This is a genomic window from Kaistia terrae, from assembly GCF_026344005.1.
Taxonomy (GTDB): domain Bacteria; phylum Pseudomonadota; class Alphaproteobacteria; order Rhizobiales; family Kaistiaceae; genus Kaistia; species Kaistia terrae.
In genome coordinates this window covers 425,981-451,011 of record NZ_JAPKNH010000004.1, presented here as the reverse complement: position 1 = coordinate 451,011, position 25,031 = coordinate 425,981, and the positions used below count along the sequence as shown (strand labels likewise).

At 63.9% G+C, this 25,031-nt stretch carries 23 protein-coding genes; 6 read left to right on the top strand and 17 right to left on the bottom strand.

The genetic code is table 11. From position 1 onward, the window contains the following. Window positions 1-58: 58 nt before the first annotated feature. The 9 genes from groL to OSH12_RS14585 all read right to left on the bottom strand — a co-directional run bounded on the left by groL (window position 59) and on the right by OSH12_RS14585 (window position 10,415). A complete protein-coding gene (groL, locus tag OSH12_RS14625; RefSeq protein ID WP_266344298.1) occupies window positions 59-1,699 on the bottom strand; it encodes a chaperonin GroEL in 1,641 nt (546 codons plus the stop codon). A gap of 68 nt (window positions 1,700-1,767) precedes the next feature. Further along, window positions 1,768-2,070: a co-chaperone GroES gene (gene groES, locus OSH12_RS14620; protein ID WP_266344297.1), complete on the bottom strand. Its 303-nt coding sequence runs from the start codon at window positions 2,068-2,070 to the stop codon at window positions 1,768-1,770. A gap of 185 nt (window positions 2,071-2,255) precedes the next feature. Then, window positions 2,256-2,897 (bottom strand): lysophospholipid acyltransferase family protein, encoded by a 642-nt coding sequence (locus OSH12_RS14615; protein ID WP_266344296.1) that lies wholly within the window; start codon window positions 2,895-2,897, stop codon window positions 2,256-2,258. 9 nt (window positions 2,898-2,906) lie between these two features. Beyond that, window positions 2,907-3,881: a phosphatidate cytidylyltransferase gene (locus tag OSH12_RS14610; RefSeq protein WP_266344295.1), complete on the bottom strand. Its 975-nt coding sequence runs from the start codon at window positions 3,879-3,881 to the stop codon at window positions 2,907-2,909. A 2-nt stretch (window positions 3,882-3,883) separates the two neighbouring features. Then, complete coding sequence (locus OSH12_RS14605; protein WP_266344294.1) at window positions 3,884-4,495, bottom strand: CDP-alcohol phosphatidyltransferase family protein; 612 nt, start codon at window positions 4,493-4,495, stop codon at window positions 3,884-3,886. 113 nt (window positions 4,496-4,608) lie between these two features. Continuing rightward, on the bottom strand, window positions 4,609-5,193 hold the full coding sequence (locus tag OSH12_RS14600; protein WP_266344293.1) for a hypothetical protein: 585 nt from the start codon (window positions 5,191-5,193) through the stop codon (window positions 4,609-4,611). Between the two features lie 124 nt (window positions 5,194-5,317). Beyond that, on the bottom strand, window positions 5,318-6,793 hold the full coding sequence (locus tag OSH12_RS14595) for a sigma-54-dependent transcriptional regulator (RefSeq protein WP_266344292.1): 1,476 nt from the start codon (window positions 6,791-6,793) through the stop codon (window positions 5,318-5,320). Between the two features lie 118 nt (window positions 6,794-6,911). Continuing rightward, window positions 6,912-8,648: a hypothetical protein gene (locus OSH12_RS14590; RefSeq protein WP_266344291.1), complete on the bottom strand. Its 1,737-nt coding sequence runs from the start codon at window positions 8,646-8,648 to the stop codon at window positions 6,912-6,914. After that, entirely contained in the window at window positions 8,649-10,415 is a 1,767-nt protein-coding gene (locus OSH12_RS14585; RefSeq protein ID WP_266344290.1) for a hypothetical protein, read from the bottom strand. It abuts the gene before it with no gap. A 464-nt stretch (window positions 10,416-10,879) separates the two neighbouring features. Here OSH12_RS14585 and OSH12_RS14580 point away from each other — a divergent pair, with 464 nt between their 5' ends. The 3 genes from OSH12_RS14580 to OSH12_RS14570 all read left to right on the top strand — a co-directional run bounded on the left by OSH12_RS14580 (window position 10,880) and on the right by OSH12_RS14570 (window position 13,631). Beyond that, complete coding sequence (locus OSH12_RS14580) at window positions 10,880-11,752, top strand: TIGR01459 family HAD-type hydrolase (protein WP_266344289.1); 873 nt, start codon at window positions 10,880-10,882, stop codon at window positions 11,750-11,752. Window positions 11,753-11,888: 136 nt separating this feature from the next. Continuing rightward, the gene (locus OSH12_RS14575) at window positions 11,889-12,926 is read left to right on the top strand and encodes a bifunctional riboflavin kinase/FAD synthetase (protein ID WP_266344288.1); all 1,038 of its coding nucleotides are present in this window, start codon (window positions 11,889-11,891) and stop codon (window positions 12,924-12,926) included. A 105-nt stretch (window positions 12,927-13,031) separates the two neighbouring features. Next, the gene (locus OSH12_RS14570; RefSeq protein ID WP_266344287.1) at window positions 13,032-13,631 is read left to right on the top strand and encodes a hypothetical protein; all 600 of its coding nucleotides are present in this window, start codon (window positions 13,032-13,034) and stop codon (window positions 13,629-13,631) included. A gap of 77 nt (window positions 13,632-13,708) precedes the next feature. On the opposite strand, the gene OSH12_RS14565 is transcribed toward OSH12_RS14570, so the two are convergent. Further along, window positions 13,709-14,398: a L,D-transpeptidase gene (locus OSH12_RS14565; RefSeq protein ID WP_380224350.1), complete on the bottom strand. Its 690-nt coding sequence runs from the start codon at window positions 14,396-14,398 to the stop codon at window positions 13,709-13,711. A gap of 276 nt (window positions 14,399-14,674) precedes the next feature. Here OSH12_RS14565 and OSH12_RS14560 point away from each other — a divergent pair, with 276 nt between their 5' ends. Further along, window positions 14,675-15,322 carry a DNA-3-methyladenine glycosylase I gene (locus OSH12_RS14560; RefSeq protein WP_266344285.1) on the top strand — a complete coding sequence of 216 codons (648 nt, stop codon included), beginning with the start codon at window positions 14,675-14,677 and terminating at the stop codon, window positions 15,320-15,322. A gap of 75 nt (window positions 15,323-15,397) precedes the next feature. Here OSH12_RS14560 and OSH12_RS14555 read toward each other — a convergent pair whose 3' ends face one another. The 6 genes from OSH12_RS14555 to OSH12_RS14530 all read right to left on the bottom strand — a co-directional run bounded on the left by OSH12_RS14555 (window position 15,398) and on the right by OSH12_RS14530 (window position 21,873). Beyond that, window positions 15,398-15,556 (bottom strand): hypothetical protein, encoded by a 159-nt coding sequence (locus OSH12_RS14555; protein WP_266333564.1) that lies wholly within the window; start codon window positions 15,554-15,556, stop codon window positions 15,398-15,400. A 154-nt stretch (window positions 15,557-15,710) separates the two neighbouring features. Next, window positions 15,711-16,697, bottom strand: coding sequence for an ATP phosphoribosyltransferase (hisG, locus tag OSH12_RS14550; protein ID WP_266344284.1), 987 nt, complete (start codon window positions 16,695-16,697; stop codon window positions 15,711-15,713). Continuing rightward, window positions 16,694-17,806, bottom strand: coding sequence for an ATP phosphoribosyltransferase regulatory subunit (locus OSH12_RS14545; RefSeq protein WP_266344283.1), 1,113 nt, complete (start codon window positions 17,804-17,806; stop codon window positions 16,694-16,696). The genes hisG and OSH12_RS14545 overlap by 4 nt, the downstream gene beginning before the upstream one ends. A gap of 5 nt (window positions 17,807-17,811) precedes the next feature. Beyond that, entirely contained in the window at window positions 17,812-19,302 is a 1,491-nt protein-coding gene (gene hisS, locus OSH12_RS14540; protein WP_266344282.1) for a histidine--tRNA ligase, read from the bottom strand. A 204-nt stretch (window positions 19,303-19,506) separates the two neighbouring features. Continuing rightward, window positions 19,507-19,971 (bottom strand): DoxX family protein, encoded by a 465-nt coding sequence (locus OSH12_RS14535; protein ID WP_266344281.1) that lies wholly within the window; start codon window positions 19,969-19,971, stop codon window positions 19,507-19,509. A 150-nt stretch (window positions 19,972-20,121) separates the two neighbouring features. Further along, on the bottom strand, window positions 20,122-21,873 hold the full coding sequence (locus tag OSH12_RS14530; protein ID WP_266344280.1) for an ABC transporter ATP-binding protein/permease: 1,752 nt from the start codon (window positions 21,871-21,873) through the stop codon (window positions 20,122-20,124). A 245-nt stretch (window positions 21,874-22,118) separates the two neighbouring features. Between OSH12_RS14530 and OSH12_RS14525 the strand changes: the two genes are divergently transcribed. After that, a complete protein-coding gene (locus OSH12_RS14525) occupies window positions 22,119-22,739 on the top strand; it encodes a L,D-transpeptidase (protein ID WP_266344279.1) in 621 nt (206 codons plus the stop codon). 102 nt (window positions 22,740-22,841) lie between these two features. Here OSH12_RS14525 and OSH12_RS14520 read toward each other — a convergent pair whose 3' ends face one another. Next, window positions 22,842-23,504, bottom strand: coding sequence for a TetR/AcrR family transcriptional regulator (locus OSH12_RS14520; RefSeq protein WP_266344278.1), 663 nt, complete (start codon window positions 23,502-23,504; stop codon window positions 22,842-22,844). A gap of 244 nt (window positions 23,505-23,748) precedes the next feature. Here OSH12_RS14520 and OSH12_RS14515 point away from each other — a divergent pair, with 244 nt between their 5' ends. After that, a complete protein-coding gene (locus tag OSH12_RS14515; RefSeq protein ID WP_266344277.1) occupies window positions 23,749-24,987 on the top strand; it encodes an HlyD family secretion protein in 1,239 nt (412 codons plus the stop codon). Window positions 24,988-25,031: the final 44 nt, after the last annotated feature.

The following is a 25,031-nucleotide window of genomic DNA, read 5'->3' as shown; positions in this document are numbered from 1 at the left end:
AACGAAAAAGGGCGCGGCTTGCGCCGCGCCCTTTCCGTTGTTCTGAGGGTAGGACTTCTTAGAAGTCCATGCCGCCCATGCCGCCGCCCGGAGGCATCGAGGGCATGCCCGAGTCCTTCTTAGGCTTGTCGGCGATCAGCGCCTCGGTCGTGACGATCAGCGAGGATACGGAAGCCGCATCCTGCAGAGCCGTACGGACAACCTTGGTCGGATCGATGATGCCGGCAGCGACGAGATCGACATAGGTCTCGGTCTGAGCGTCAAAGCCGAACGAGTCGCCCTTGCCTTCGAGAACCTTCGACACGACGATCGAGCCTTCAACGCCGGAATTCTCGGCGATCTGACGGATCGGAGCTTCAAGCGCGCGGAGCACGATCTTGATGCCTGCCATGATGTCCGGATTGTCGGACTTCAGCTTCTCGACAGCCTTCTTGGCGCGCAGGAGAGCCGTGCCGCCGCCCGGGACGATGCCTTCTTCGACAGCAGCGCGGGTTGCGTTCAGTGCGTCGTCGACGCGGTCCTTGCGCTCCTTGACTTCGACTTCCGTCGCGCCGCCGACGCGGATGACCGCGACGCCGCCTGCGAGCTTGGCGAGACGCTCCTGGAGCTTCTCCTTGTCGTAGTCCGAAGTCGTCTCTTCGATCTGAGCCTTGATCTGGTTGACGCGGGCTTCGATCTCTTTCTTCTTGCCGTTGCCGTCAACGATGGTCGTGTTCTCCTTGGAGATCGTGACCTTCTTGGCGCGGCCGAGCTGAGCGAGCGTGACGTTCTCGAGCTTGATGCCGAGATCTTCCGAGATCACCTGGCCAGCGGTCAGGACAGCGATGTCCTCGAGCATGGCCTTGCGGCGATCGCCGAAGCCCGGAGCCTTGACGGCTGCGACCTTGAGGCCGCCACGGAGCTTGTTGACGACGAGCGTGGCCAGAGCCTCGCCTTCGACGTCTTCCGAGATGATCAGGAGCGGCTTGCCCGACTGGACGACAGCTTCCAGGACCGGAAGGATCGCCTGCAGGTTGCCCAGCTTCTTCTCGTGCAGGAGGATGTAGGGGTCCTCGAGCTCAGCCACCATCTTCTCAGCGTTGGTGACGAAGTACGGCGACAGGTAGCCGCGGTCGAACTGCATGCCTTCGACGACTTCGAGCTCGGTCTCGGCGGTCTTGGCTTCCTCGACGGTGATGACACCCTCGTTGCCGACCTTCTGCATCGCCGAAGCGATCATCTGGCCGATTTCCTTCTCGCCATTGGCGGAGATGGTGCCGACCTGAGCGACTTCCTCAGAGGTCTTGATCTTCTTCGAACGGGCGACGAGATCCTTGACGGCCTCGGCAACGGCGAGATCGATGCCGCGCTTCAGATCCATCGGGTTCATGCCGGCGGCAACGAACTTGGCGCCTTCCTTGACGATCGCCTGAGCGAGAACCGTCGCAGTGGTGGTGCCGTCGCCGGCCTTGTCGTTGGTCTTGGAAGCGACTTCACGAACCAGCTGTGCGCCGAGGTTCTCGAAACGATCCTCGAGCTCGATCTCCTTGGCGACGGAAACGCCGTCCTTGGTGATGCGCGGTGCGCCGAACGACTTCTCGATAACGACGTTACGACCCTTGGGGCCGAGCGTTACCTTGACGGCGTTTGCGAGGATGTCGACGCCGCGCAGCATCTTTTCACGCGCGTCGGCGGAGAACTTTACTTCTTTAGCAGCCATTGAATAGCTCCATTCCAGTTGGTGACGGACAAAAGAAAAACGCGTCTAAGGGGAGACCCCTGCGCGTCTTACTTGCCAGCCTTGCCGGTGATAACGCCGAGGATGTCCGACTCCTTCATGATGAGGAGCTCTTCACCGTCGATCTTGACTTCCGTGCCCGACCACTTGCCGAACAGGATACGGTCGCCGGCCTTGACGTCGAGAGCGACGATCTTGCCTGCGTCGTCACGGACGCCGGTGCCAACTGCAACGACTTCGCCTTCTTGCGGCTTTTCCTTGACGGTGTCGGGGATGATGATGCCGCCGGCGGTCTTCTCTTCCGACGCAACGCGACGGACGACGACGCGGTCATGCAGAGGACGGAATGCCATGTTTGATCTCTCCTCGCGTGCAAAGCGATCCGGTTCGGATCGCCCGCTAATGTGGGCGCATTAGCACTCACCGAGGCGAGTGCTAGCAACGACACGGATCTAGGAGCCGGGGTCTGGATTGTCAAGGAGACGGCATCGCCGCCAATGGCACTTTTTTCGCCCGTGACCGATCGAGGTAGATCGGATCAGGCCCATTCCGAACTGGGCGTCTCGCGGCCAAGTGCGTCGACCGCCTGTTCAAGCCGCTGCACGAAGCCTTCGCCCGCGCCGATCATCGGCTCGCCAATCACCACATCGCAGAAGAATGGGACAGGAAGATGGTCGCCCTTCGGCAGCACCTTGCCGAAGCCGCGCAAAAAGACCGGCAGTACCGGAATGTTGGGGCGTCGACGGGCAATATGCGCAACGCCGCGTTTGAACGCCTGGCGCATTTCTGGCTCGCCGCGTGACCCTTCCGGAAAGAAAATCAGGATATCGCCCGAATCGAGCGCGGCCAGCGCGTCAGCCAGCGGATCGGTCCCGCCTCGGCCGCTGCTGCGCTCGATCGGCAGAATCCCGATCAGGTCGACAGCGAACCATTTGAGCAGGCGATTTTTCAGGAAGTAATCCGCCGCCGCGACGGCGCGCACCTTGCGGAGCTTGGCGAGCGGAAACAGCGACATCAGCGCCAGCGTGTCGAGATGGCTGTTGTGATTAGCCGCGATGATCACCGGCCCGTCCTTGGGCAGGCGTTCGCGATGGCGCACCGACAGCCCGATCGCGACCAGCAGGAAGGGCCGCACCAGCACGGCGAAGAACAACAGGCGCAGGAGATCACGGGCGGTCATGCGCAGCCTTCAGAAATAGAAATAACGGACGGCGTGGAAGAAGACCGGCGCGGTGAACACCAGGCTGTCGATGCGGTCGAGGATGCCGCCATGGCCGGGCAGGATGGTGCCGGTATCCTTGATGCCGAGGTCGCGCTTCACGGCCGACATGACGATGTCGCCGAAGAAACCGGCGGTCGCCAGCAGCGCGCCGATCGCCGCGGCCTGCGGCAGGCCGATCGGCGTCAGCAGAGGCGCCAGAGCCATGGAGAGCAGCGTCGTCGCGATCAGCCCGCCGACAAAACCCTCGACGGTCTTGTTGGGCGAAACTTTTGGCGTGATCTTGCGCTTGCCGAAACGACGGCCGGCCAGGAACTGGGCGACGTCGTTGAACTCGGTCGCGATCAGAAGAAAGATCAGCAGCCCCGGCCCCATGCCGGACGGCGCGCCGGGAGGCGGCAGGGCCAGCAGATAGGCGGCATGACCGATCGAGAAGACCGTGATCATCAGCCCCCAGTGCAGCGTGCCGGCCGCCTTCAGGAAGCCCTGCGTCTCGCCGCGCAGCACCATGGCCGCCGGCATGATCAGGAACATGTAGACGGGCACGAAGATCACGAACATGCCGTACCAGCCGATGCCGACCCAATAATACTGGATCGGCACGGCGAGATAGGCGACCAGCAGCACGACGCGGTCGGCCTTCCGGGTCGGGATGATCGTCAGATATTCCTTGAGCGCCAGATAGCTGACGAAGCCGAACAGCACGGTCATCGCGATGCGGCCGAGCGCCAGCGCGCCCACCAGCAACGCCACCATTACCCACCAGCTGCCGATGCGGGCACGAAGCTCACGATGCTTTTCAAGGGCCTTGGGATCCGCGCCGGAGGGCTCCGGCCGCGACCAGACCAGCGCGGTGGCGACAGCGAGGCCAAGCACGACCAGCGCCAGGGTTACGACATTCGCGCCGGACCAGCCAAACAGGGTGAAGGAGAATAGCTCGTCCATGATCAACCGCCTGCCAATGCGCGCCGGGCGCGGTTCACTGCCGTCCAGAGCGCGAGCAGCGCCAGCAGGCCGAAGATCCAGTCGATCCAGCTGCCGCCCGGCACGCCGACGGCGATCAGGAAGGCCAGCAGTCCGATCGCGCTAGCGCGGTCGGACTTGCCCATCGGGCCGTCATAGCGCCGGGTAGCGCCAATCGTCGGGCCGAGCACGCCGACGAACTCTGTCAGGATCGCCACGACGACGAAGAGCACGATCGGCCAGCCATTGGCGCCAAAGGGCGCCAATGCCGGCACCAGCGCCAGATAGAGTGCGGCGTCGGAAACCACGTCGCCGACCTCGTTCAGGATCGCGCCCAACCGGCTCTTCTGGTCATGCTCTCGGGCGATCATGCCGTCTATGGCGTTCAGCGCCATGCGGACGAACAGAAGCAGCGGCAGCAACAGCAGACTGAGCCGGCAGCCGGCCAGCGCCCAGAGCGCGAGGCCGGTCGCCACGCTCGCAACCGTGGCCGCGATGGTCACCTGGTTCGCGGTGACGCCGCGGGAAACAAGAGCGCGGGTCAACGGGCGCAGCAGCGCTTGGAAGCGCGGCTTCAGATCATAGACGGAGGTCATTCAAAGCGCCGCACAGGAGGAGAGATCGTTGGACGTCGGTCCAGCGTTCCGCCTTCATGCGCCCAACCGAACCGGCAAGGCTATGAAACCGATCACAGGAAGACGCCCTGCGTTCAGCCGGCAATCGAAAACGGCAGCTCGACAGGCGCCGAACGTCCCGTCGCGACATCGGTGACGGTGAGAACCAGCACATAATCGCCCGGCTTCAGCGCCGGCAGCGGAGCACCAACGGTGATCTGGAATTCGCGATTCTTGTTGCGGCCGATCTTTTCGAACAGCGCAGGCGCCGACGATTTCGTCAGGATCTGGCCGCCGGCATTGCGGATCTCGATTTCTGCCGAGAAGGCGATCTTGTAGCCATCCGCAACTTCGGTCCAGCCAAAGCCCTGCGGCTCGACATAGACCTGCACCGGGCTCGACGGAGCGAAGCTGGTCCCTTCATGCGGAACATAATCGCCAAAGCCCTTGGCCTCGACGACGAAGCGCGCATTCTTCAGCGTCAGCGGAGCTGCCTTCCAGAAGGCTTCAACGGCACCATCGAGCGCCGACTGGGCCTCGGCTGCCTTGCCCGCCTGAAGCAGCGTTTCCGCTTCGCCAGCCTTGTCGGCGACGTCGCCTGCGATCGCTGCGCCAGAAGCCGCGCAAAACAGCGCGGCCGCCACTGCAATCCCGGAAACCCGGGACGCCCAGTCCTTCATGACTTTCCCCTCGTCTCGGACGCAGCCAAGCGCCCGCACACCCTCATTTCGGGCGAACATGCCGTTCCGCGACGTTGCGCGCAAGGCCCCCGGCAAAACAGGATTAATTCGGGTGGCCAAGGGCTTATGCCGTGCGGCGCTCCAGCCAGGCCTGGCGCTTGCGATAAATGGTCGAGGGACTGATCTCGAGCGCTGCCGCGGCGCGCGCGATATTGCCGCCATGGGCCACGACGGCGCACTCGATGATCGAGCGCTCCTGCTCCCAGAACGGCGCGACAATGTTCGTTGCCGCACGCGCTTCCACGGCGGCAAAGTCGTTGGAAACGGCCATTGCGCCGCGCCGGATCGTCGGCGGCAGCATGGCGACGGTGACTTCATCGCCCTGGTGCAACACGACCATGCGGCGGATCGCGTTCTGCAATTCGCGGACATTGCCGGGCCAGGAATGGCGCATCAGCATCGACGCTGCTTCGGCGTCGAAACCGCGAAATCCGCGTGCTTCTTCGGCGGTGTAGCGGGAGAGAAAAGCCGAGGCGAGCGGCAGGATATCTTCCGGACGCTCGCGCAGCGCCGGCAACTGGATCGGCAGCACGTGCAGCCGATAGAACAGATCCTCGCGGAATCGACCGGCGGCGATCTCGACAAACGGGTCGCGATGGGTGGCGCAGACGATGCGCACGTCGACCCGACGCGTCGTGACGTCGCCGACACGCTGGACCGTGCCGCTCTGGATGAAGCGCAGCAGTTTCGCCTGCAGGCCAAGATCCATCTCGCCGATCTCGTCGAGGAACAGCGTGCCGCCATCGGCAAGCTCGGCAGCGCCCAGCCGCGTCTCGGTCGCGCCGGTGAAGGCGCCCCGGACATGGCCGAAGATCTCGCTCTCCATCAGATCCTTCGGGATCGCGCTGCAATTGATCGCCACGAAGGGACGTCCGACCCGGCCGGAACGCGTATGGATTGCCTCGGCGCAGAGTTCCTTGCCAGTGCCGCTCTCGCCGGTGACGAAGACCGGCGCCCTGGACGGGGCGATGCGGCTGATCTGGTCGTAGACGACGGCCATCGCGGCCGAACGGCCGATGAAGCCTTCGAAGTCTTCGCGCGGCATGGACGGCGTGGTCGCCATGGGCTGCGGCTGTTCGATTAATTTCGGTTCGAGCGGCGCACTTTCCAACGGCTTGGCTGTCGGAGGCTGGGCTGTCTGCGGCTTGGCCGTCGGCCATTGCGCGATCGCGGCGTCGAGACGGTCGAGCAGCGCGGCGGCGCCAAACGGCTTGGGCAGGAAATCGATCGCACCGGCGCGCATCGCCGCCACGGCCGCATGCACCGAGCCGCGCGCGCTCATCGCGATCACGGTCGAGTCATGGCCGGAGAAGCTGCCGAGTTCGCCAACGCCGCCGACGGTCTCGAGATCCGCGACGATGATCGAATGCGGGTGGCCGGCCAGGCATTCGATCGCCTCGGCCTTGGTCGCAAACGCGATCGGCGCGAAACGGAGCCCCGCCTGCGCCACCAGATGCGCGGAAACGGTCCGCCGCTGCACCGGATCGGCATCCACGATCAGAACCTGAACGAGCTCTTGCGAGCCGCCAACGAAACCCATGCCTGGAAGACCCCTCTTCCGCCGCGAAACATTTTTCGCAACAAGGGTAACCATCTCAGAACAGGGTAAACAAAACGTTCCGAAACACCCGCCAATCGCGTGAAACGACAGCGTAATTTCAGCTGCCCAGGCCGGCCTGCCTGCCGGCGGCGACCAGTTTGTCGACCACGTCGCGATTGGGAACCAGGCGGATCAGCACGCTTGCCGGATCCGCGGCCATGGCCGGAAAACGGGTGCGGATGCCGGCGAGCGCCGCCTCCCGGTCGCCGGGCGCCGAGGCCACCATCTCCAGATACGCCGCGAGCGGGTGGGCTGGAAGGTTGACGCGGCTCATCAGCGTGCGGATCTGGTCGGCCTTTCCCGCCTGAAACGCGGCCAGTCCCAGATAGAGATCGTACCAGGGCGGATAGGCCGTGTTGTGGCTTGCCGCTTCCTCGATCAACTGCTGGCCGAGCTGATAGCGCCCGGCGGCGATCAGCACGAGGCCCTGCGAGGCGCGGATGTCGGTATCGAGCGGATTGAGCGTTATCGCGGCGTTGCCCGCCTGGATGGCGCGCTCGATCTCGCCGGTGGCGTAGTAGGTGTATTGCAACGACTGCATCGCCCGCGCGCTGGTCGGCGCAAGCTGGACGCCGAGCGCCGATGCCTTGACCGCGCGATCCAGGGCGGAGCTTCCTGGTTCCGGATTGAAGCCGAATAACGCTTCCGTCACATAGATATTGGTCAATTGCGCATAGGCCAGCGCATAGGCCGGATAGCGCTGCGTCAGCGCCACCAGGCAGGTCTTCTGCTCGGCATGCACCTCCGGCGTAAAGCTCCTCCAGTAGTTGAAGGTCCGGAGCATGCAGGGAAACCCGTCATCCGGCAGATCGGTCCTGGAAAGGCGGTCGGAGAGCACGACGCCGTAGGGCTGCGCAATGGCCGTCGCGATCTCGCCCTTCAACTCGCTGATGGTCACGGACGGGCGGATCGGATTGCGCGGCAAGGTCGTCTGTTGCGACCAGATCACCCGACCGGAGGCCCGATCCGTCAGCAAGGTCGAGGCGGAGATCCCGGTCGAGCCGGCCGAGAGCGTGCCACTGACGAGATACTCGGCCTCGCCATCCATGCGCGTCACCACCGTGACCTCGTCGAAGCGGGAGATCGCCGTCGCCAGCATGGTTGAGAACTGCCGCCCGGTGACGCCGACGGCTGCCTCGTCGGCCACAGCGAACGGAGCCACGAAAATGCGCGGAGCGACCGGCTTCGTCGCCGCCGCGACCGGGCGCTCCGGCGTGGCCGGCAAAGCTGCGCGCTGCCCCGAATAATGCGAGCCGATGGCGCTCAGGCCCATGATGATCGCCACGACGGCAAGGGCGCCACCGATCCGGATCCACCACAGCGCCGCGACTCCACTCGGCAACTCGCTCACCGGTGGCCCCTCGTCGCCGGCATCGTCCCCGGCCGCGCCAACATCCTCCCCGGCCTCCGGGAGAACCTCCGTCAGCTGAAAGCGAGGAACATAGCTGCCGCGCGGCATGGTGATCCGGATCGGCGCGTGGGCCCCATCCGCCTGATAATAGGCATCGAGCGCCTTGCGCAGCCGGCCCGCCTCGACGCGCACGATCGGGTCGGAGGCCGGGTCGAAGGTTTCGGGCCGCCCGAGCGCTTCGGTCGCGATCGAATAGGCCTTGATCCGGTCGGCCTCCCCCGCCAGCGACTTCTCGACGACATAGGCAAGGAAGGCGCTCAGCTGGCGCGAGGCGACGAACGGCGCGGATTCCTGAATCCGCGACAGCGCCTCGCGGACGACCTCCGGCTCGACGGCGGCTTCGCACTCGTCCTGCGGGGCGTCCGGATCGGTCCTTTCGCCCATTTAGATGCCAACGCCCGCTTTGCGCAGCGCTTCCTCTAGGCGGTCCGTATAGGGCGATGGCGGAAACTGCCGACGCAGCGCAGCCGGCAAGTCGCTGGAGAACAGCGGCATCAGGGCGTAGAGCGCCTTCACGGCAACCTCCCGGGCGGCCGTCTCGCCGGTCGCATCATAGGCCAGCACCCGGGCAATCGCTCCATAAGGAAGCAGCGAAGCATCGGCCATCACGGCGCCGGACACCGGAACGGCCCCGGTCGGCTTGCCGACACGGGCAAGAAACTCGAGCGAATCGTAGAAGGAGATATGCGCCGGGTCGAGCCGGCGCGCCGCCTCCGATTGCTGCAACGCCTGGTCCGGATAGTCGGAGGCGACCAGCGCGAGCACATATTGCAACCGTGCAAGCGGATCATAGGGATTGGCGGTAATGGCCCGGAGGCCGATATTGCGCGCCGCTTCCAGATCGTCCTTGCCGAAGGCGACGGCGGCGACCGCGGTCATGGCGCGCACATTGGTCGGTTCGAGCTCCAGCGCGCGGCGCGCCAGTTCATCCGCCGCTTTCAGCGACGCCCGTGCCGTGGGGGTATCCGGCTCCAGACGATATCCTTCCATTCGGAGCAGCGCGCGCGAGGCCCATGCCGTGGCGAAGGTCGGATGCTGCTCGATCATCTCGCGAAGACAGGCATCGATACGCTCCCAGCTTCCATCGTCGATGCGGTGCAATTGCAGCTGAGCGTCGATGAGGCAATCATAGCCCTGCATATCGGCCGCCCTGTCGTCGCGATGCGAGACATACTGCGCAATTGCGCCGAACTGCGGGGCGATCGCCGTCGTCGCCAAAGCCACGACCCGGTCGGTGCCGCCACGCGACATCAGTTCGGCAACGGGCATGTCGAGCGAGCCGCTCCACAGGACCTCGGCCGATCGCGTCGACAACAACCGGATGGCAACGGAACTCTTGAGATCCGCGACCTCGATATCGCCCTCGATCCGAAAATCGGCCGGCTGGCCTTCCTGCGCGAGCACGCGCAGTTCGGGGAAGCGGGCAAGCGCCACCGTCAGGCTGGATTCAAGATCGTCGCTTCGATCCGCCATCTGGCCCGAACCGACCACGTCGAACGGAAAAACCTCGACGCTTGGCAGATAGGGGCTTGTCGCCTTTGGCACGGGCAGAATGCCGGCCTTGACCGATGCGACGCCGCCCACCTCGACAGGCAGGTCACCCGGCGCCGGCGCGGGGGGGCGGAAAGCCAGGAGCAGCCCAATGGCGAAAGCCGTCAGGACAAGGCCGATGACGGCAACCATCGGCCAGGGCCTGCGCGAAACGGGTTGGACGGCCCCCGGCTCAGACGTAGCGGCAGGTTCGAGCGCGGAAGGGACCGGAGACGAGGGCGCCAGCACGAGGCGGCCAAAATGCGGCACGTAGGATCCGCGCTCGACAAACACGCGCACCGGAGCTTCGGCGCCGCTGTTCTCGTAATAGGCCGCCAGCGTTCGGCGCAAACGGTTGGCCTCGACCCGAACGATCGGATCGCGCTGGGAATCATAGCCTTCCGGTCGGCCCAGAACGACGGTGCCGATGGTCTGGCCCTTGAGCAGGTGTTCGTTGCCCGCGAGATGGGCCTCGACGATGTAGGACAGGAAGGCACAGAGCTGGGGCGATGCGACGAATTCGTCGCTCGTCAGGATTTTTTCCAGTGCGGCGCGAACCTCGGCAGAGGTAATCGAAGCAAGACCGAATGCGGACCCTGTGTCGGGCTGCATGAAGTTCAAGTCCGTTCCCTATCTCCTGCCCAAGTTGACCTGGCACCCGCGGATCGCAACGGGAGAATACCGGCCTCTCGGTTGGGGCCGGTCAACTTGCGAGACTTTGCTCGCCCAAGCATCAATCCACATGGCGCGACAACCAGGGGGCGAAAAAACAGGAGCGACGTCCAAGGCGCGCCCCGAAGATCATCCTTTTGGGTAGCATGGACCATCGACGAGCCGAATGGAGAAAACGGACATTCCCCGCATTTCGCCCCTTCGGACCATGGCCAACCCACGCTGATTTCTTGGCGAGATCAAGGCCAAAAGACTCAAAAAGCCGCTTCACCTGCCGATACGGCATCCGCCACGGAATGTCAGCTGGCGAAAATCGCTGGCTCGGTCGGCTTGGAGCTGCAAAAGCATGCGGCGACGCATCATTCCGATTTGCTGAGCTTGACCCTTGCGAAAGGAAGCAATACGCCCCGCTCATGACCAATACGACCTCGCCCATCGCCGTCTCCGGCCTGTCGGAGCTCGCCCCCCAATATCGCGCCGTTCTCTGCGATGTCTGGGGAGTCATCCACAATGGCGTGCAGTCGTTTCCGCGCGCCGCCGATGCGCTGGCGCGCTATCGCGCGCAGGGCGGCATCGTCGTGCTGATCACCAACGCGCCGCGCACCAGCCATTTCATCGTCGAGCAGATGGGGACGCTGGGCGTCAACCCGGACAGCTACGACGCCATCGTCACCTCGGGCGATGTCACGCGCGGCCTGCTAGCGGAACGCGGCGCTGCCAAGACATTCCATGTCGGCAACGAGCGCGAAAAGACCCTCTATGACGGGTTGGAGCTGCAACTGGTCGGCGAGGATGAAGCCGAGCTGATCTCCTGCACCGGGCTTTTTAACGACACGGTCGAAACGCCGGACGATTATGTCGACAACTTCGCAAACTGGCGTCGACGCGACCTGCCGATGATCTGCGCCAATCCGGATATCATCGTCGAGCGCGGCGACCGGTTCGTATGGTGCGCCGGCGCGCTCGCGGAGCGATATACGGCGCTCGGCGGTACGAGCTTCGTTGCCGGCAAGCCAAACGCCCCGATCTACGAAGCCGCGCTGAAGAAGGTCGCCGCGATCCAGGGCAGCCCGATCGCCAAGGGTGACGTGATCGCCGTCGGCGACGGCGCGCCGACGGATCTTCTGGGCGCTTGCCGCCAGGATCTCGACGTTCTCTTCGTCACCGGCGGCATTCATGCGGCCGGCTTCGGCCCGCCCGAAACGCCGGAAGCCGCCGCCGTTCATCGCTTCCTGGCCGAGAAGGAACTTGGCGCGCGGGCATTTATCCCGCATCTGGCCTGGTAGGCCCTGTGTCGGGTGCGCCTCACAGGTTCGCCCGAACCTCTCGAACCGAAACGGACGGCTTGACCATGGTCGAGCGAGAGGCCAGTTTCCGGCCGCAGCCGCCGTCACCCCACCGGCCGGCTCAACTGGAGCCATCATGACGAGCGCCAAAGCGCCCCTGCCGCCCGCCCGGATCTTCCCGCTCGACGCCCTGCCGGCGCACTATCGGCATGGCGCGATCGCGATCGGCAATTTCGACGGCATGCATCGCGGCCACCAGGCCCTGCTCGAAGCGGCGCGCAGCGAGGCGGATGCCCATCGCACACCCGCGCTGCTGCTAACCTTCGAGCCGCATCCGCGCAGCTTTTTCCGCCCCGAAGCGTCGCTGTTCCGCCTGACGCCTGTCGAGGCCAAGGCGCGGCTGGCAGCGGCTTTCGGGCTGGACGGCATCGTCGTCGCCAATTTCGACCAGGAACTCGCCAAGACCAGCGCCACCGATTTCGTCGGCGACGTGCTGGTGAAACAGCTTGGCATTTCCGCCGCCATCGTCGGCCATGACTTCCATTTCGGCCACGACCGGCAGGGATCGCCCGCCTTCCTGGCGCATGAAGGCATTCGCCGGGGCTTCACCATGTCCGTGCTTGGCGCCGTTATCGACGATCAGGGGGTGGCATTTTCATCCAGCCGCGTTCGCCAGAACCTCGAGCAAGGGGCGATCGAGACGGCGAATGCCGAACTCGGCTATCGCTGGTTCGTCACCGGCACGGTCCAGCATGGCGACAAGCGCGGCCGCGAGCTCGGTTATCCGACGGCGAATGTGAAACTTCCGGCCGATTGCGGCCTGGCGCTCGGGATCTATGCCGTGCAACTCACCCGCGCCGATGGCAGCGTGCATGACGCCGTCGCGAGCTACGGTCGCCGGCCGACCTTCGACAATGGCGCGGTCCTGCTGGAAGTGCATGTGTTCGATTTCCAGGAACAGCTCTACGACGAGACCGTCGTCGTGACGTTCCATGCCCATCTTCGCCCGGAGGCACGCTTCGACTCGATCGAGGCGCTGATCGAGCAGATGGACCGAGATTCGCTGGCGGCGCGCCGCATCCTCGCCACGGCGGGTCCTGGAACGGAGCTCGACCAGCGGCTTGCCACCATCCTGCCGCCGCAGCCGGTTGCCCCCGCCGGACCGATCCTTTAAAAGGTCGCGCATGACCGTGCCGGAATTTTGCCTGCTTTTCTGCGTTTAACCACGATACAGGCTAAGGCGTGCCGATTCGAGCGCGCCCAGGAGTGATCGATCGACATGCCCGCTTCGACTGTTCAGCGTTATCTGGTTCTCCCCGCGGGAGCCTTCGTTCTTGCTGCCCTCGCAGGCTGCTCCGGCACGACCTACGGCACAGGCGTATCGCCCGAGACGCAGACGCTGACGGACGTGATGAGCATCGCCAGCCTCGGCAGCGACGACAGGCCGCCGATCGACTACAAGCCACGCGGTGGCATCGTCGTTCCGCCGTCCAAGACCCTGCCCCCGCCGGGAACCAATGTCGCCTCGGCAGACATGAACTGGCCCAAGGATCAGGACGTCGCCCGCCGCAAGAAGCGCGAGAACGACGCCGTCGCTCCGAACAGCGAAGGCGCACCCAACCTGCGCCTTGCTCCAGGCGAAACGACCTTCAGCCGCCGCGAGGCAGAGTATTCCGAAGCCCGGAAGGCCGAAGGCAAAAAGGCCTGGAATGACCTGCACGCCGGCAAGTCGGGTTCCGTCAACGCCGATGGCACCCCGAAGCGCAAATACCTGACCGAGCCGCCCGTCGCCTATCGCGCCGCCGACCCGAACGCGCCGATGGTCGAGCCCGAGAAGACCAAGAAGAAGTTCGACGTCAGCAAGCTCTGGCCCTTCTAGGCTGAGTTTCGCAGACCGTGCTTGAATCGAAAGGGGGCTGACGCCCCCTTTTTTGTGTCCACATTCCCGCCGCCGCTTTAGCGAACAATGACCCGCGTGCCGACGCCGACGCGCTCGTACAGGTCTTCGACGTCCTGGTTGCGCATGCGGATGCAGCCCGACGACACCGCCTTGCCGATCGTCCAGGGCTCGTTCGAGCCGTGAATGCGATAGAGCGACGAGCCGAGATAGAGCGCGCGCGAGCCGAGCGGATTGTCGATCCCGCCCTCCATGTGGACCGGAAGCCCCGGCCTGCGGGCGCGCATCTCCGCCGGCGGTGTCCAGCCAGGCCATTCCGCCTTGCGGGTGACGGTATGGGCGCCCGCCCATTCGAAGCCCGGCTTGCCGACGCCGACGCCATAGCGCCGCGCCGTACCGCCCGCCTCGACCAGATAGAGATAGCGCACCTGCGTATCGATCACGATCGTGCCAGGTTTTTCGCGGCCGTCATAGTCGACGACGGTCGGCAGGAACGCCGGATCGAACTCGCGCGAAACCCGGCGGGTCTTCTGGATCGACTGGCGCGGCATCAGGCCGGCGGTCTCGGTCGAGTTGCGCGGACGGCGGAACGATCGCTGGCCCGGAGGCTCCATCCACCAGGCCTGCCCGCCATCCTGAGCAATCATCACCGGCGCTCGCGGCCTGTAGCGCTCATTCGCCTCCGCCTCCGATACGAGGACGGAAAGCCCCAGCAGGACGAGGCTGGTCGTGAGGGTCGATTGGAGGATGCTTCGCATGATGCCTCAACACGGATGGCGCGCTGGCGGCGCACTGGAAAGAGTGGACCCAATCTCGAAGCCAAAGGTTCGAACCGGCCCTCCCCTCGACGTTGGACCCGGCACCCCAAGGAAACGTGAAGGCGCGGCCAACGTCAATCGCCATGGTGAACGAACCGCTAACGCAGGGGTAACAGGATCAAGGCTGTTCCGACCCTCGCCAGCCCTTGCCCAGGCCACCCGGATCATCGTAAAAGTCGGGAACAAAGCACGAACCAGAGAACGCGCATGCTCCCCGATGGAATCCTGGCCGGCGAAGATGGTGTTCATCGCTGCTGGTGGTCAAACGGCACAGCCGAGTACCAGGCCTATCACGACAAGGAATGGGGAAGGCCCGTCACGGACGACCGCCGCCTGTTCGAGAAGCTCTGTCTCGAAGGCTTTCAGTCCGGTCTGTCTTGGCTGACGATCTTGCGCAAGAGGGAGACTTTCCGGCAGGCTTTCGCCAATTTCGAACCGGAGAAAGTGGCGCAATTCGGCGACGAGGACATCGCCAGGCTACTTGCCGATGCCGGCATCGTGCGCCATCGCGGCAAGATCGTCTCGACGATCAACAATGCCAAGCGCGCGCTGGAACTGATCGAAAGCGAAGGCTCGATCGCCGCCTATGTCTGGAGTTTCGAGCCGCCGGCCAGCGAACGGCCGGATGCGTTCGACAAGGCCAGCCTTACGGCCAACAGCACCTCACCGACCTCGGTGCGCCTGTCGAAGGACCTCAAGCGACGAGGCTGGAGCTTTGTCGGCCCAACCACGGTCTACGCCTTCATGCAGGCGATGGGTCTGGTCAACGACCACGTCGAAGGTTGTCACTGCCGCGCCGAGGCGACGCGCCTGCGCTATGAACTCAAGCTGCCAGGCAACGCCTCAGCGACTTAGAGTCGTTTTCATGCCGGTTCGCGCAAGAAAAACGCGATCCAACAAAGGCTTAGAATCGTTCAGCGATGAACGGTTCTAGTAACCGCCGTAGGAACGACGGCCGCGACGGTCGAGGTCGCGCTGGATCATTTCGAGGTCAATCAGGTCGCCGGCCTGGGCCAGCTGAGCTGCTTCCGGGTCGAAATTGACGTATTCGGACCAGCTGCGACGAAACTTCTTCAAGGACTTAAACATCTGCGTGTCTCCCTGTTGTGGGTGATGACGCTAAGGTAAGTCATTTTCGCCGCATTGCAAAACACGATGTTGCAACGCAGCAATGCAGGAAACGCATGCCCACCGTCGCGCCTCCCCCAATTTCGGGAGGCAGCGACGGCGAGAAAAATGCGGCTCAGGCTCTGGCACGACCGTCGATGCGGCCGAGCAGATGTTCCGCCAACGGGCTGGTCGACGCGAACACCGTATCGAGGCGGGAGACGGAGACCGTGCGCGCGCCGGCCCCGGTACGGAGCCATTCGGCGCAGGCGTAGACCTTTGAGGCCGGGCAATGCAGCAGCAGGTGGCCCGAAGGCATGCCAAACGGCGTCGTCGCGCCGAAACGGTCGGCGGCAACCTTGGCCGCGCCTTCCGGATCAACCACATCGGCACGGATTTCACGCAGCGAACGGCCGGCGGATTCGGCCTCGATCCGGTCGAGGATGACCCGCAATGCTCCGCGCGCCGCCCCGCTCCAGGTCGCCGAGAGACTTGCAACGAGGTGTGCCTCGGACTGCAGGATCACGCCATCGCCGACGATCTTCAGAGCGTTGGCGGTCAGTGTCGAGCCAGTCGAGGTGATGTCGACGATCAAATCGGCGGCACCCGATGCCGGCGCACCTTCCGTGGCGCCGAGGCTTTCGACGATCCGGTAGTCGGCAATGCCGTTCTGAGTGAAAAAGCGCCGCGTCAGGTTGACGTATTTGGTGGCGACCGTCAGCCAGCGGCCATGGCGGGCGCGGAAATCGGCTGCGACGTCGTCGAGATCCGCCATGCAGCGGACATCGATCCAGGCTTCCGGCACGGCGACAACGACGTCGGCATGGCCGAAGCCGAGCGGCAGGACGAGATCGAGCCGCTGGGCGAAGTCCGAAACCTCTTCCTCGACCAGATCGCGACCGGTGATGCCGAGATGGACGGAGCCGGCAGCCAGTTCGCGCGTGATTTCGGAAGCCGAGAGGAACGCGACCTCGACATCCGGCAGGCCACCAATGCGGCCGCGATAGGAGCGCGCGCTGCCCTGCTGGACGACGGGCAAACCGGCGCGGGCAAAGAAGGCGTTGGCATTTTCCTGCAGCCGGCCCTTGGAGGGGACGGCGAGAACGAGCGGGGCGTCGGTCATGCCGCTACTTCCTTCACGCGATCGAGCCAGAGCGCGAAACCGACCGCGGGCACGGTCGACTTGGCGCCGAGAAGCGGCATCAGCCGGTCATAGCGACCACCGCCGACGACCTGCTGGCCGGCCGGCAGCGCCTTGTCGTAGATCTCGAAGACAAAGCCCGAGTAATAGTCGAGGCGACGGCCGAAATCGGCGGCGAAATCGAGGCGCTCCAGATCAATCCCGCGGCGTGCGAGGCCTTCGGCACGCTTCTCGAAGCCTTCGATCGAAGCGTCCATGCCGAGCTTTTCGTCACTCGCCAGCGTCTTCAGGTCCTGGATGACGGCGTTCGGCTTGCCGGCGATGGCCAGGAAGCGCCCGAGGACAGACTGCGCGCGTTCGTCGAGCCCGCCACCGGCGGCCAAGGCCGATTGTTCCAGGAAGCGATCCGCGATCTCGCCGGCCGAGCGGCCGCCTACGGCGCGGATGCCGGCAATCGACAGCAGATCCTCGACGATGCGGTGCGCCGCGTCATGATCCGTGCCGTCGAGGGCGGCGAGGAAGCCGGCATGCGCTGGCGCCTCCGCCGACTTGCCGCCAGAAAGCCGCGCGATCGTCGCGTCGAGCCGGGCGCGGTCGCCGAAGGCGCGCGACAAGCGACGCTTCCAGATGGCCGCGACGCCAAGCTGATCGATGATGGCGGAAAACAGCGCGGAATCGCCGATCCGAACGATCGGTTCGTCGAGGCCGTAGACCCGGACAGCGTCCAGCGCCAACGCCAGCACATCGGCGTCGGCGGTGATGCGATCCGTGCGGCCGAGCGATTCAACACCCGCCTGCAAAAACTCGCCATTCGCGCCACCGGGGCGCTGGCGGAAGACCGGGCCGAGATAGGCATAGTCAGCCGTACGGTGCGCATCGCCGCTGGCGATGTGCTGCAGGCAGACGGGAATGGTGAATTCCGGCCGCAGGCACTGCTCGCGGCCGTCGGCGCTCGTCGTCAGATAAAGACGACGGCGCAGATCCTCGCCCGCGACGTCCAGGAAGACATTGGCTTCCGAAACGATTGGCGGGTCGACAAAGCGATAGCCCGCCTCGGATAGAAGAATACGAAGTTGGGTCGTCTCGACCATTTCGCTCACCCCGCCTGTCGCGCCAGGATCTCGCGCACGGCTGCGACCAGATCCGCCTCGGGAACCTCGACCTGTGCCGGACGCCCCTCGCGCCAGGCGGCATTGTCGGAGATCTCGGTCGCCATCTTCTTGCCGAGCACCAGATCCTTGACCTGGATGACGCCCTTCGCCTTTTCGTCGCCGCCCTGGATGATGACACAGGGAGCATTGCGCTTATCGGCGTATTTGAGCTGTGCCTTGGGACCGGAGCCGCCGAGGTAGAGTTCGGCGCGAATGCCGGCGTCGCGCAGTTCCTTGACCATCTTCTGGTATTCGCCGATGCGGTCACGATCAAAGATCGTCACGACGACCGGACCGATTTCGGCCTCGACCGAGACCTTGCCGAGCGCCGTCAGCGCCGCCATCAGGCGCGAAACGCCAATGGAAAAGCCGGTCGCGGGAATGGATTCACTGCGAAAACGTCCAACCAGTCCGTCATAACGACCGCCGCCGCCGACCGAGCCGAAGCGGGCGGGCTCGCCCTTTTCGTTGACGGTCTCGAACAGCAGCTCGGCCTCAAACACGGGGCCAGTGTAATATTCGAGCCCGCGCACGACCGAGGGATCGATCTTGATTCGATCGGAATAGCCGGCCGCCGTGGTGATGACCGAGATCTGGTCGAGTTCATTCAGGCCCTCGACACCGGAAGGTCCCATCTCGATGTGCTGGCGAATGCTCGCGACCGTCGCCTCATTGCCGACGCTCGACTGGGCGGCGACATATTTCATCACCGTCGCAACGCCGGCCTCGTCGAGGCCCGCGCCCTTGGTGAAATCGCCGCTCTCGTCCTTGCGGCCTGCGCCAAGAAGAAGCTGGACACCTTCGGGGCCGAACTTGTCGAGCTTGTCGATGGCGCGCAGCACCGTCAGCCGTTTGCCGGCATTCTCAGGCCCGGCGAGCCCGATCGCCTCCATGACGCCGTCGAGCACCTTGCGGTTGTTGACGCGGATGAGATAGTCGCCACGGCTGATGCCGAGCGCCTCCAGCGTATCAGCCATCATCATGCACATTTCGGCATCGGCTGCCGGCGAGGCGGAGCCGACCGTATCGGCGTCGAACTGCATGAACTGGCGGAAACGGCCCGGGCCGGGCTTCTCGTTGCGGAACACCCAGCCATTGCGATAGCTGCGATAGGGCTTCGGCAGCTGGTCGTAATTCTCGGCGACATAGCGGGCGAGCGGCGCGGTCAGATCGTAGCGCAGGCTCAACCACTGCTCGTCATCGTCCTGGAACGAGAACACGCCCTCATTGGGACGATCCTGATCCGGAAGGAATTTTCCAAGCGTATCCGTGTATTCGATCAGCGGCGTCTCGACCGGCTCGAAGCCATAGAGCTCGTAGACGTCCCGAATCGTGGCGATCATCCGATCCGCCGTCTTGATCGCACCGGCATGGCGATCGACGAGCCCGCGCGGCAGGCGCGCCTTCAAGGCGTTCGTCTTTTCTTTCTCGGCCATGTCGTCGATCCCGTCTCTCGAGCGAACCATTTGGTATCGCATCCGAAGGTACATTTTGTACCGCGTCTAGCGGCGCGTTTCGTACCGCATCGACCTTGAACGGGCAACCTCACGCCCGCATGACGCTGAAGCGCAAGGACCTTCTGAAATGCAAAAGGCCGCCCCGAAGGGCGGCCTGTCAAAGCGTACGAAGAACTTATCGCCTTAGAAAGCGCGGCCGAGCTTGGCGTCGACCGAATACTGGTTGCCGCCCTTGAAGAAGAAATAGAGCGCGGCGAAGAACCAGAGCGAGGCATATTCGAAGCCGCCGGTGGCCATGAAGAAGCCGTTGCCGAGGTGAACGCTCAGCGTGGCGACCAGCAGGACGAAGGCTGCGACCAGAGCGGCCGGACGGGTCAGCAGGCCGATCGCCAGGAACAGGCCGCCGAAGAATTCGCCGAGGCCAGCGAGAGTTGCCAGCAGGATCGCCGGCTGAAGGCCGATCTGGGCGAAGAAGCCTGCAGTGCCTTCAATGCCGCCACCGCCGAACAGACCGAACAGCTTCTGCGCGCCGTGGGGAACCAGCCAGAAGCCGACGACAAAGCGCAGCAGGGCCTCGAAGACGGGCGTAGCCGCGTAGAGACCGCCGAAGGCGGGAACAATCAGCTTCTGCGAAGTGGTATCGGTCATAAGTTTCTCCAGGCGCCGGATCGGCGTGCTCGTTTGATCTGGATCAAAACTTACACGATCTGATTGCCTGCCGAAACGTAGCCACGACACGACACACTGTTCAACCGAGGGAAACAATTCCGGCGCCGACGTTTGGCGCGGAACGTTTGTCTACGCTGGCGCAAGCGCCGGTTCTTGCCTCTCGACCAGAACATGGCCGCCGCCGCCATTCGCGACGAGTTCGAGAAAGCGGTCGTGCAGGACCGCCAGACTGGAGCGATGCCCGATCGAGATTACCGTCGTCTCCGGCAGACGCTGGCGGATGAGATCATAGACGGACGCCTCCGCCTTTTCGTCGAGCGCGCTCGTTGCTTCGTCCAGAAGCAGCCAGTCGGGCTTGGCCAAAATGGCGCGGGCGATCGCGATGCGTTGCTGTTCGCCGCCGGAAAGACGGTTGCCCCAATGCGCCTCCTCGTCGAGGTGGTCCGCCAGTCCCGAAAGGCCGACTGCCGAAAGTGCCTCGGTCGCCCGATCGGTCTCAAGGCCCTCGGGCTCGCCGGGATAGGCAAGTGCCGCCCGAATGGAGCCAAGTGGCATGTAGGCGCCCTGGGGCAGGATCAGCAGGTTGGCGCCTTCGGGAATCTGGATCGAGCCATTTCCGAACGGCCATACCCCGCCCACCGCGCGGAACAGGCTGGATTTGCCCGAGCCCGATGGGCCCGTCAAAAGCACGCGTTCGCGCGGCGCCAGCTTCAGCTCCGGCACGTCGACGATTTCGCGACCATCAGGCAGGCTGACGACAAGACCATGGATCGTGAGATCGGCATCGGCATTGTCGGCGGCAAGCGTGGGGCCCTGCATCTCCGGGCTCTCGGCAATGTCGATCGCATGTTCGAAGCCATCGAGACGGTCGACCACAGCTTTCCAGCTTGCGAGCGTCGCGTAGGCCGTGACGAAGAAGGAGAGCGCCATGCGGACCGAGCCGAAGGCGGAGGCCGTCTGCATCAGGTCGCCAAGCTCCATCGCGCCGGAGAAATAGAGCGGGCTGACGACCATGAAGGGAAAGATGATCGCGATCTGCACATAGCCGCTGGTGAAGAATCCGAGGATCTTCTGCCGCTTCATCAGCGCGACGAAGTTGCCGTAGATCTTGTCGAAGCGCTCGCCAAGCGCGCGACGCTCCGGAGCTTCTCCATGCAGCAGCGCCACTTCTTCGGAATTCTCACGCAGTCGGACCAGCGAGAAGCGGAAGTCCGCCTCGTATTTCTGTTGCAGAAAATTGAGCCTTACCAGCGGCTTGCCGAACCAATGGGCTAGGAACGTGCCGACAATGGCATAGCCGAGCGCCGTCCAGACCAGGTAACCCGGAATATTGTAGGCGGTGCCGAACAGGACCAGCGGGCGACCGGATGACAGCCCCCACAGGATGAAGAGAAACGAGAACAGCGACACGACCTGGCCGAGTAGCGCGACGCCGATGGTCAGCGTTCCGTCGGTGAAACGGTCGGTATCGTCCGCAATACGTTGATCCGGGTTGTCAGCCGGGTTTCCAGCGAGGCGCATCCGGTAGTGCGTGCCATCCGCCATCCAGCGACCGACATAGCGATGGGTCAGCCATGTGCGCCACTTCAGCTGCAGCCATTGCTGGAAATAGGCCTGATAGACGCCGGAAAGGATCGATAGCGCGGCGATCCAGGAGAACACGACGAACATCTGATAGGCGAAGACGGCCCAGTCGCGCTTTTGCAGCGCCGTGTAGAAATCATTGTTCCACTGGTTGAACCGAACGTCGAGCCAGACGCCAAAGAGCTGAAGCCCGATGACGATGGCCAACAGGCCGAGCGCGATCCACTTCTGGTTCGAGCGGAAATAGGGAAGTGAAATCCGCAGGACTGTCGCCAGCGCCGACTTGAGCTTGTGCATAGAACTCTCCAACCAGCACAGGCCGACCCTGTCCGCCGACCACTATTGCGGGGATCACCTGACGGCAAGATGGCCGTGGCGTTACCGAACCTTAATCGCCTGCCGGGAGAATGAAGCCACTGTGATCGCGATCACAATCACGGCCCCGTGATTCGCACGCTGGTTGCCGTGGCAGAACTGCGATTCTATCGTAGATTTTTCGAGAACCGCGCCGACACGGCGCGATTGGCTGAACGGGGGACCCTATGAATCTGAAACGCGCCTTAGCCGCTTCGCTCATCGCCGGAGCAGTTTCACTGACCGCGGGTGGCAGCGCACAGGCCGAGAACTTCTTCCAGAAGCTCTTCCAGCCCAGCGACAATTTCGGAGTGCGAGCTTCCGGCCCCGGCGCTTCGCTGCCCGCCAAGTACCAGCGCCAGCGTGTCCGCTACAATACGAGCGAGAAGCCCGGCACCATCATCATCCATTCGAACGAGAAGTATCTCTATCTCGTCGAGGGCAACGGCAAGGCGCTTCGCTATGGCGTGGGCGTCGGCCGCGAGGGCTTTGGCTGGCAGGGCAACGTCAAGATCGGGCGCAAGGCCGAATGGCCGGGCTGGACGCCGCCGGCCTCCATGCGGGCCCGCGAACGCGCCAAGGGTCGCATCCTCCCCGCCTACATGGAAGGCGGCCCAAAGAACCCGCTCGGCGCCCGCGCCATGTATCTCTACAAGGGCGGCAACGACACGATCTTCCGGATCCACGGCACCAGCGAACCCTGGACGATCGGCCACAATGTGTCGTCTGGCTGCATTCGCATGGTCAATGCGGATGTGAGCGATCTCTACAGCCGCGTTCCCGTCGGAACGAAGGTCGTCGTCCGTTAGGGCGTTTTCGAGCGGAGCGGGTTATTGCTACACGCGAAGAAAGCTCGAAAAGACAAAGAGTTAGAGCCGTTCAGCGTTTTCATGAAACGATGAGCGGCTCTCTCAGTTGACCAAGGCCGACTGCGGCGCCTTGTAGGACTTCATGAAAATCTTGACGGCACTATCGACGCGACGTCCGATCTCTTCCGGGCTCGGCGTATCGATAACGCCGAACAAGACGCTGCGCATGACGCCACTCTGCGACAGTTCAACGAACTGCTGGGCCGCGAGCAACGGATCATCTGTCTCCAGGACGCCCGCCTGGGTCTGTGCGTTCAGATATTTGGCAAGCAGTTCCGTGCACAGCAGCGGACCGTTCGAATAGAACTCGACGCCCACTTCCGGCATCCGGTTGATGATCGAGAACACCGACCGCATCGCCTTGATGTAATAGGGCTTGGTCAATATCGCGCAGAGTTCGCGGCCAAACTTCTTCAGGACCGCCTCGACGTCGTGATTTTCGAAATCGAGCGAGACGATCCGGAAAACTTCCTCGCGCTTCTCGGTCGAAATCAGTTCGACGAACAGCCGTTCCTTATTGGCAAAGTAGACATAGAGCGTGCCTTTCGAGACGCCGGCCGCACGGGCGATGTCGTTCATGCTCGCCGCATCAAAGCCCTTCTCCAGAAAGACCTGACTCGCGCCGCGCATGATCTGCTCGCGCTTTCGCGAATCCTGCCCCGCTCCGACCTCTTCGGCCTCACGGGTAGCGTCGACGAATGACACAACATTTCTCCCTTTTTGCAGGCGCTCCCGCTGTTGCGAGTCAGGGACCACCTTTGTCCAATTCGAAATTACCAAGAAGCGGCGACCAAACCAACCGGACCGGCCTTCATGTTGCGGCGCACGATTTTTTGACCGAACCGTTCAGTTCGATCTTGATTTAAACAGTCAATGAGCCTAATTCAAGCGCCGTTGACCGAACCGTTCGGTCAAAATGCTTTCGGGGCTGAAGGACAGGACACGAGTCATGGCAAAGGTCGCACTTGTCGAGACCCCTGACGATACCGGCGTTTCCGAGCTGGAGCCGATCCAGCTGAGGAAAACCGAAGCAACACCGCCGTCGCCGGCGACACCCCTTGCCGAGCGGCCCTCCGCGCCCGGCGAGAGCGGCACTGCCAAGCCTGCGATTGCTGTACCCCCGGCCAAGCGCGGCGGGCGGCGGCGGTTTCTTCTTCTGACGGTTGCGGCTGTGGCCATCGCGGCAGGCGCCTATTTCGGCCACGAATGGTGGACCGTCGGCCGTTTCATGGTCTCGACGGACGACGCCTATGTCGGCGCCGATACCTCGACCGTCGCGCCAAGGCTTTCCGGCTACGTTACCAAGGTCGCCATCGCCAACAATTCAGCGGTGAAGAGTGGCGATCCGCTGGTCTATCTGGACGATTCCGATCAAAAGCTCGCCGTCACCGCGGCCGAGAACCAGATCGCGGCCCAGCAGGCTGCCGTCGCCCGGATCGACAAGCAGATCGAGGCCGGCCAAGCCGGCGTCGAGCAGGCCAGAACGTCGATCGCCTCCGCCAATGCCGACGCGGAGCTCGCCGTCGCCGATCTCGCTCGCGCGTCTACGCTTGCAAAAAATCAGTTCGCGTCGCAGCAGTCGCTGCAGCAGGCCCAGGCGACCAAGGACAAGACCGCGGCGGCCGTTGAATCGGCCAAGGCAGGCCTGACCACGGCCGAGGCCAATGTCGCCGTCATGCAGGCGCAGCGCGTCGAAGCCGAGCGAGCGCTCGACCAATATCAGACGACGCTCGACCAGAAGAAGCTCGACCTCGACCACATGGTCATCCGCGCACCGTTCGACGGCGTCGTCGGCAACCGCGCCGTCGATCCGGGCGAATATGTTGCCACCGGCCAGCGCCTGCTGGCGGTCGTGCCGCTGCAGGATGTCTATGTCGACGCCAACTATAAGGAAACGCAGCTTGGCCGGATCCGGCCCGGAGCCAGCGCGACCGTCAGCGTCGATGCCTATTCCGATGCCACGATCGAAGGCACGGTGGAGAGCGTCGCTCCGGCTTCGGGCGCTGTCTTCAGCCTGCTGCCGGCCGACAACGCGACCGGCAACTTTACCAAGATCACGCAGCGCGTGCCGGTTCGCATCCGCATCCCCGCTTCGGAAGCGGCGAAAGGCAATCTCCGTCCCGGACTCTCCGTGGTTGTCGAGATCGACAGCCGCACCGGCGATGGCGCGGTCGCTGCGAACAACTGATCCAGCTTCTCTCCCTCGGGAGAGCGCTTCGAGAGGGGAACTGG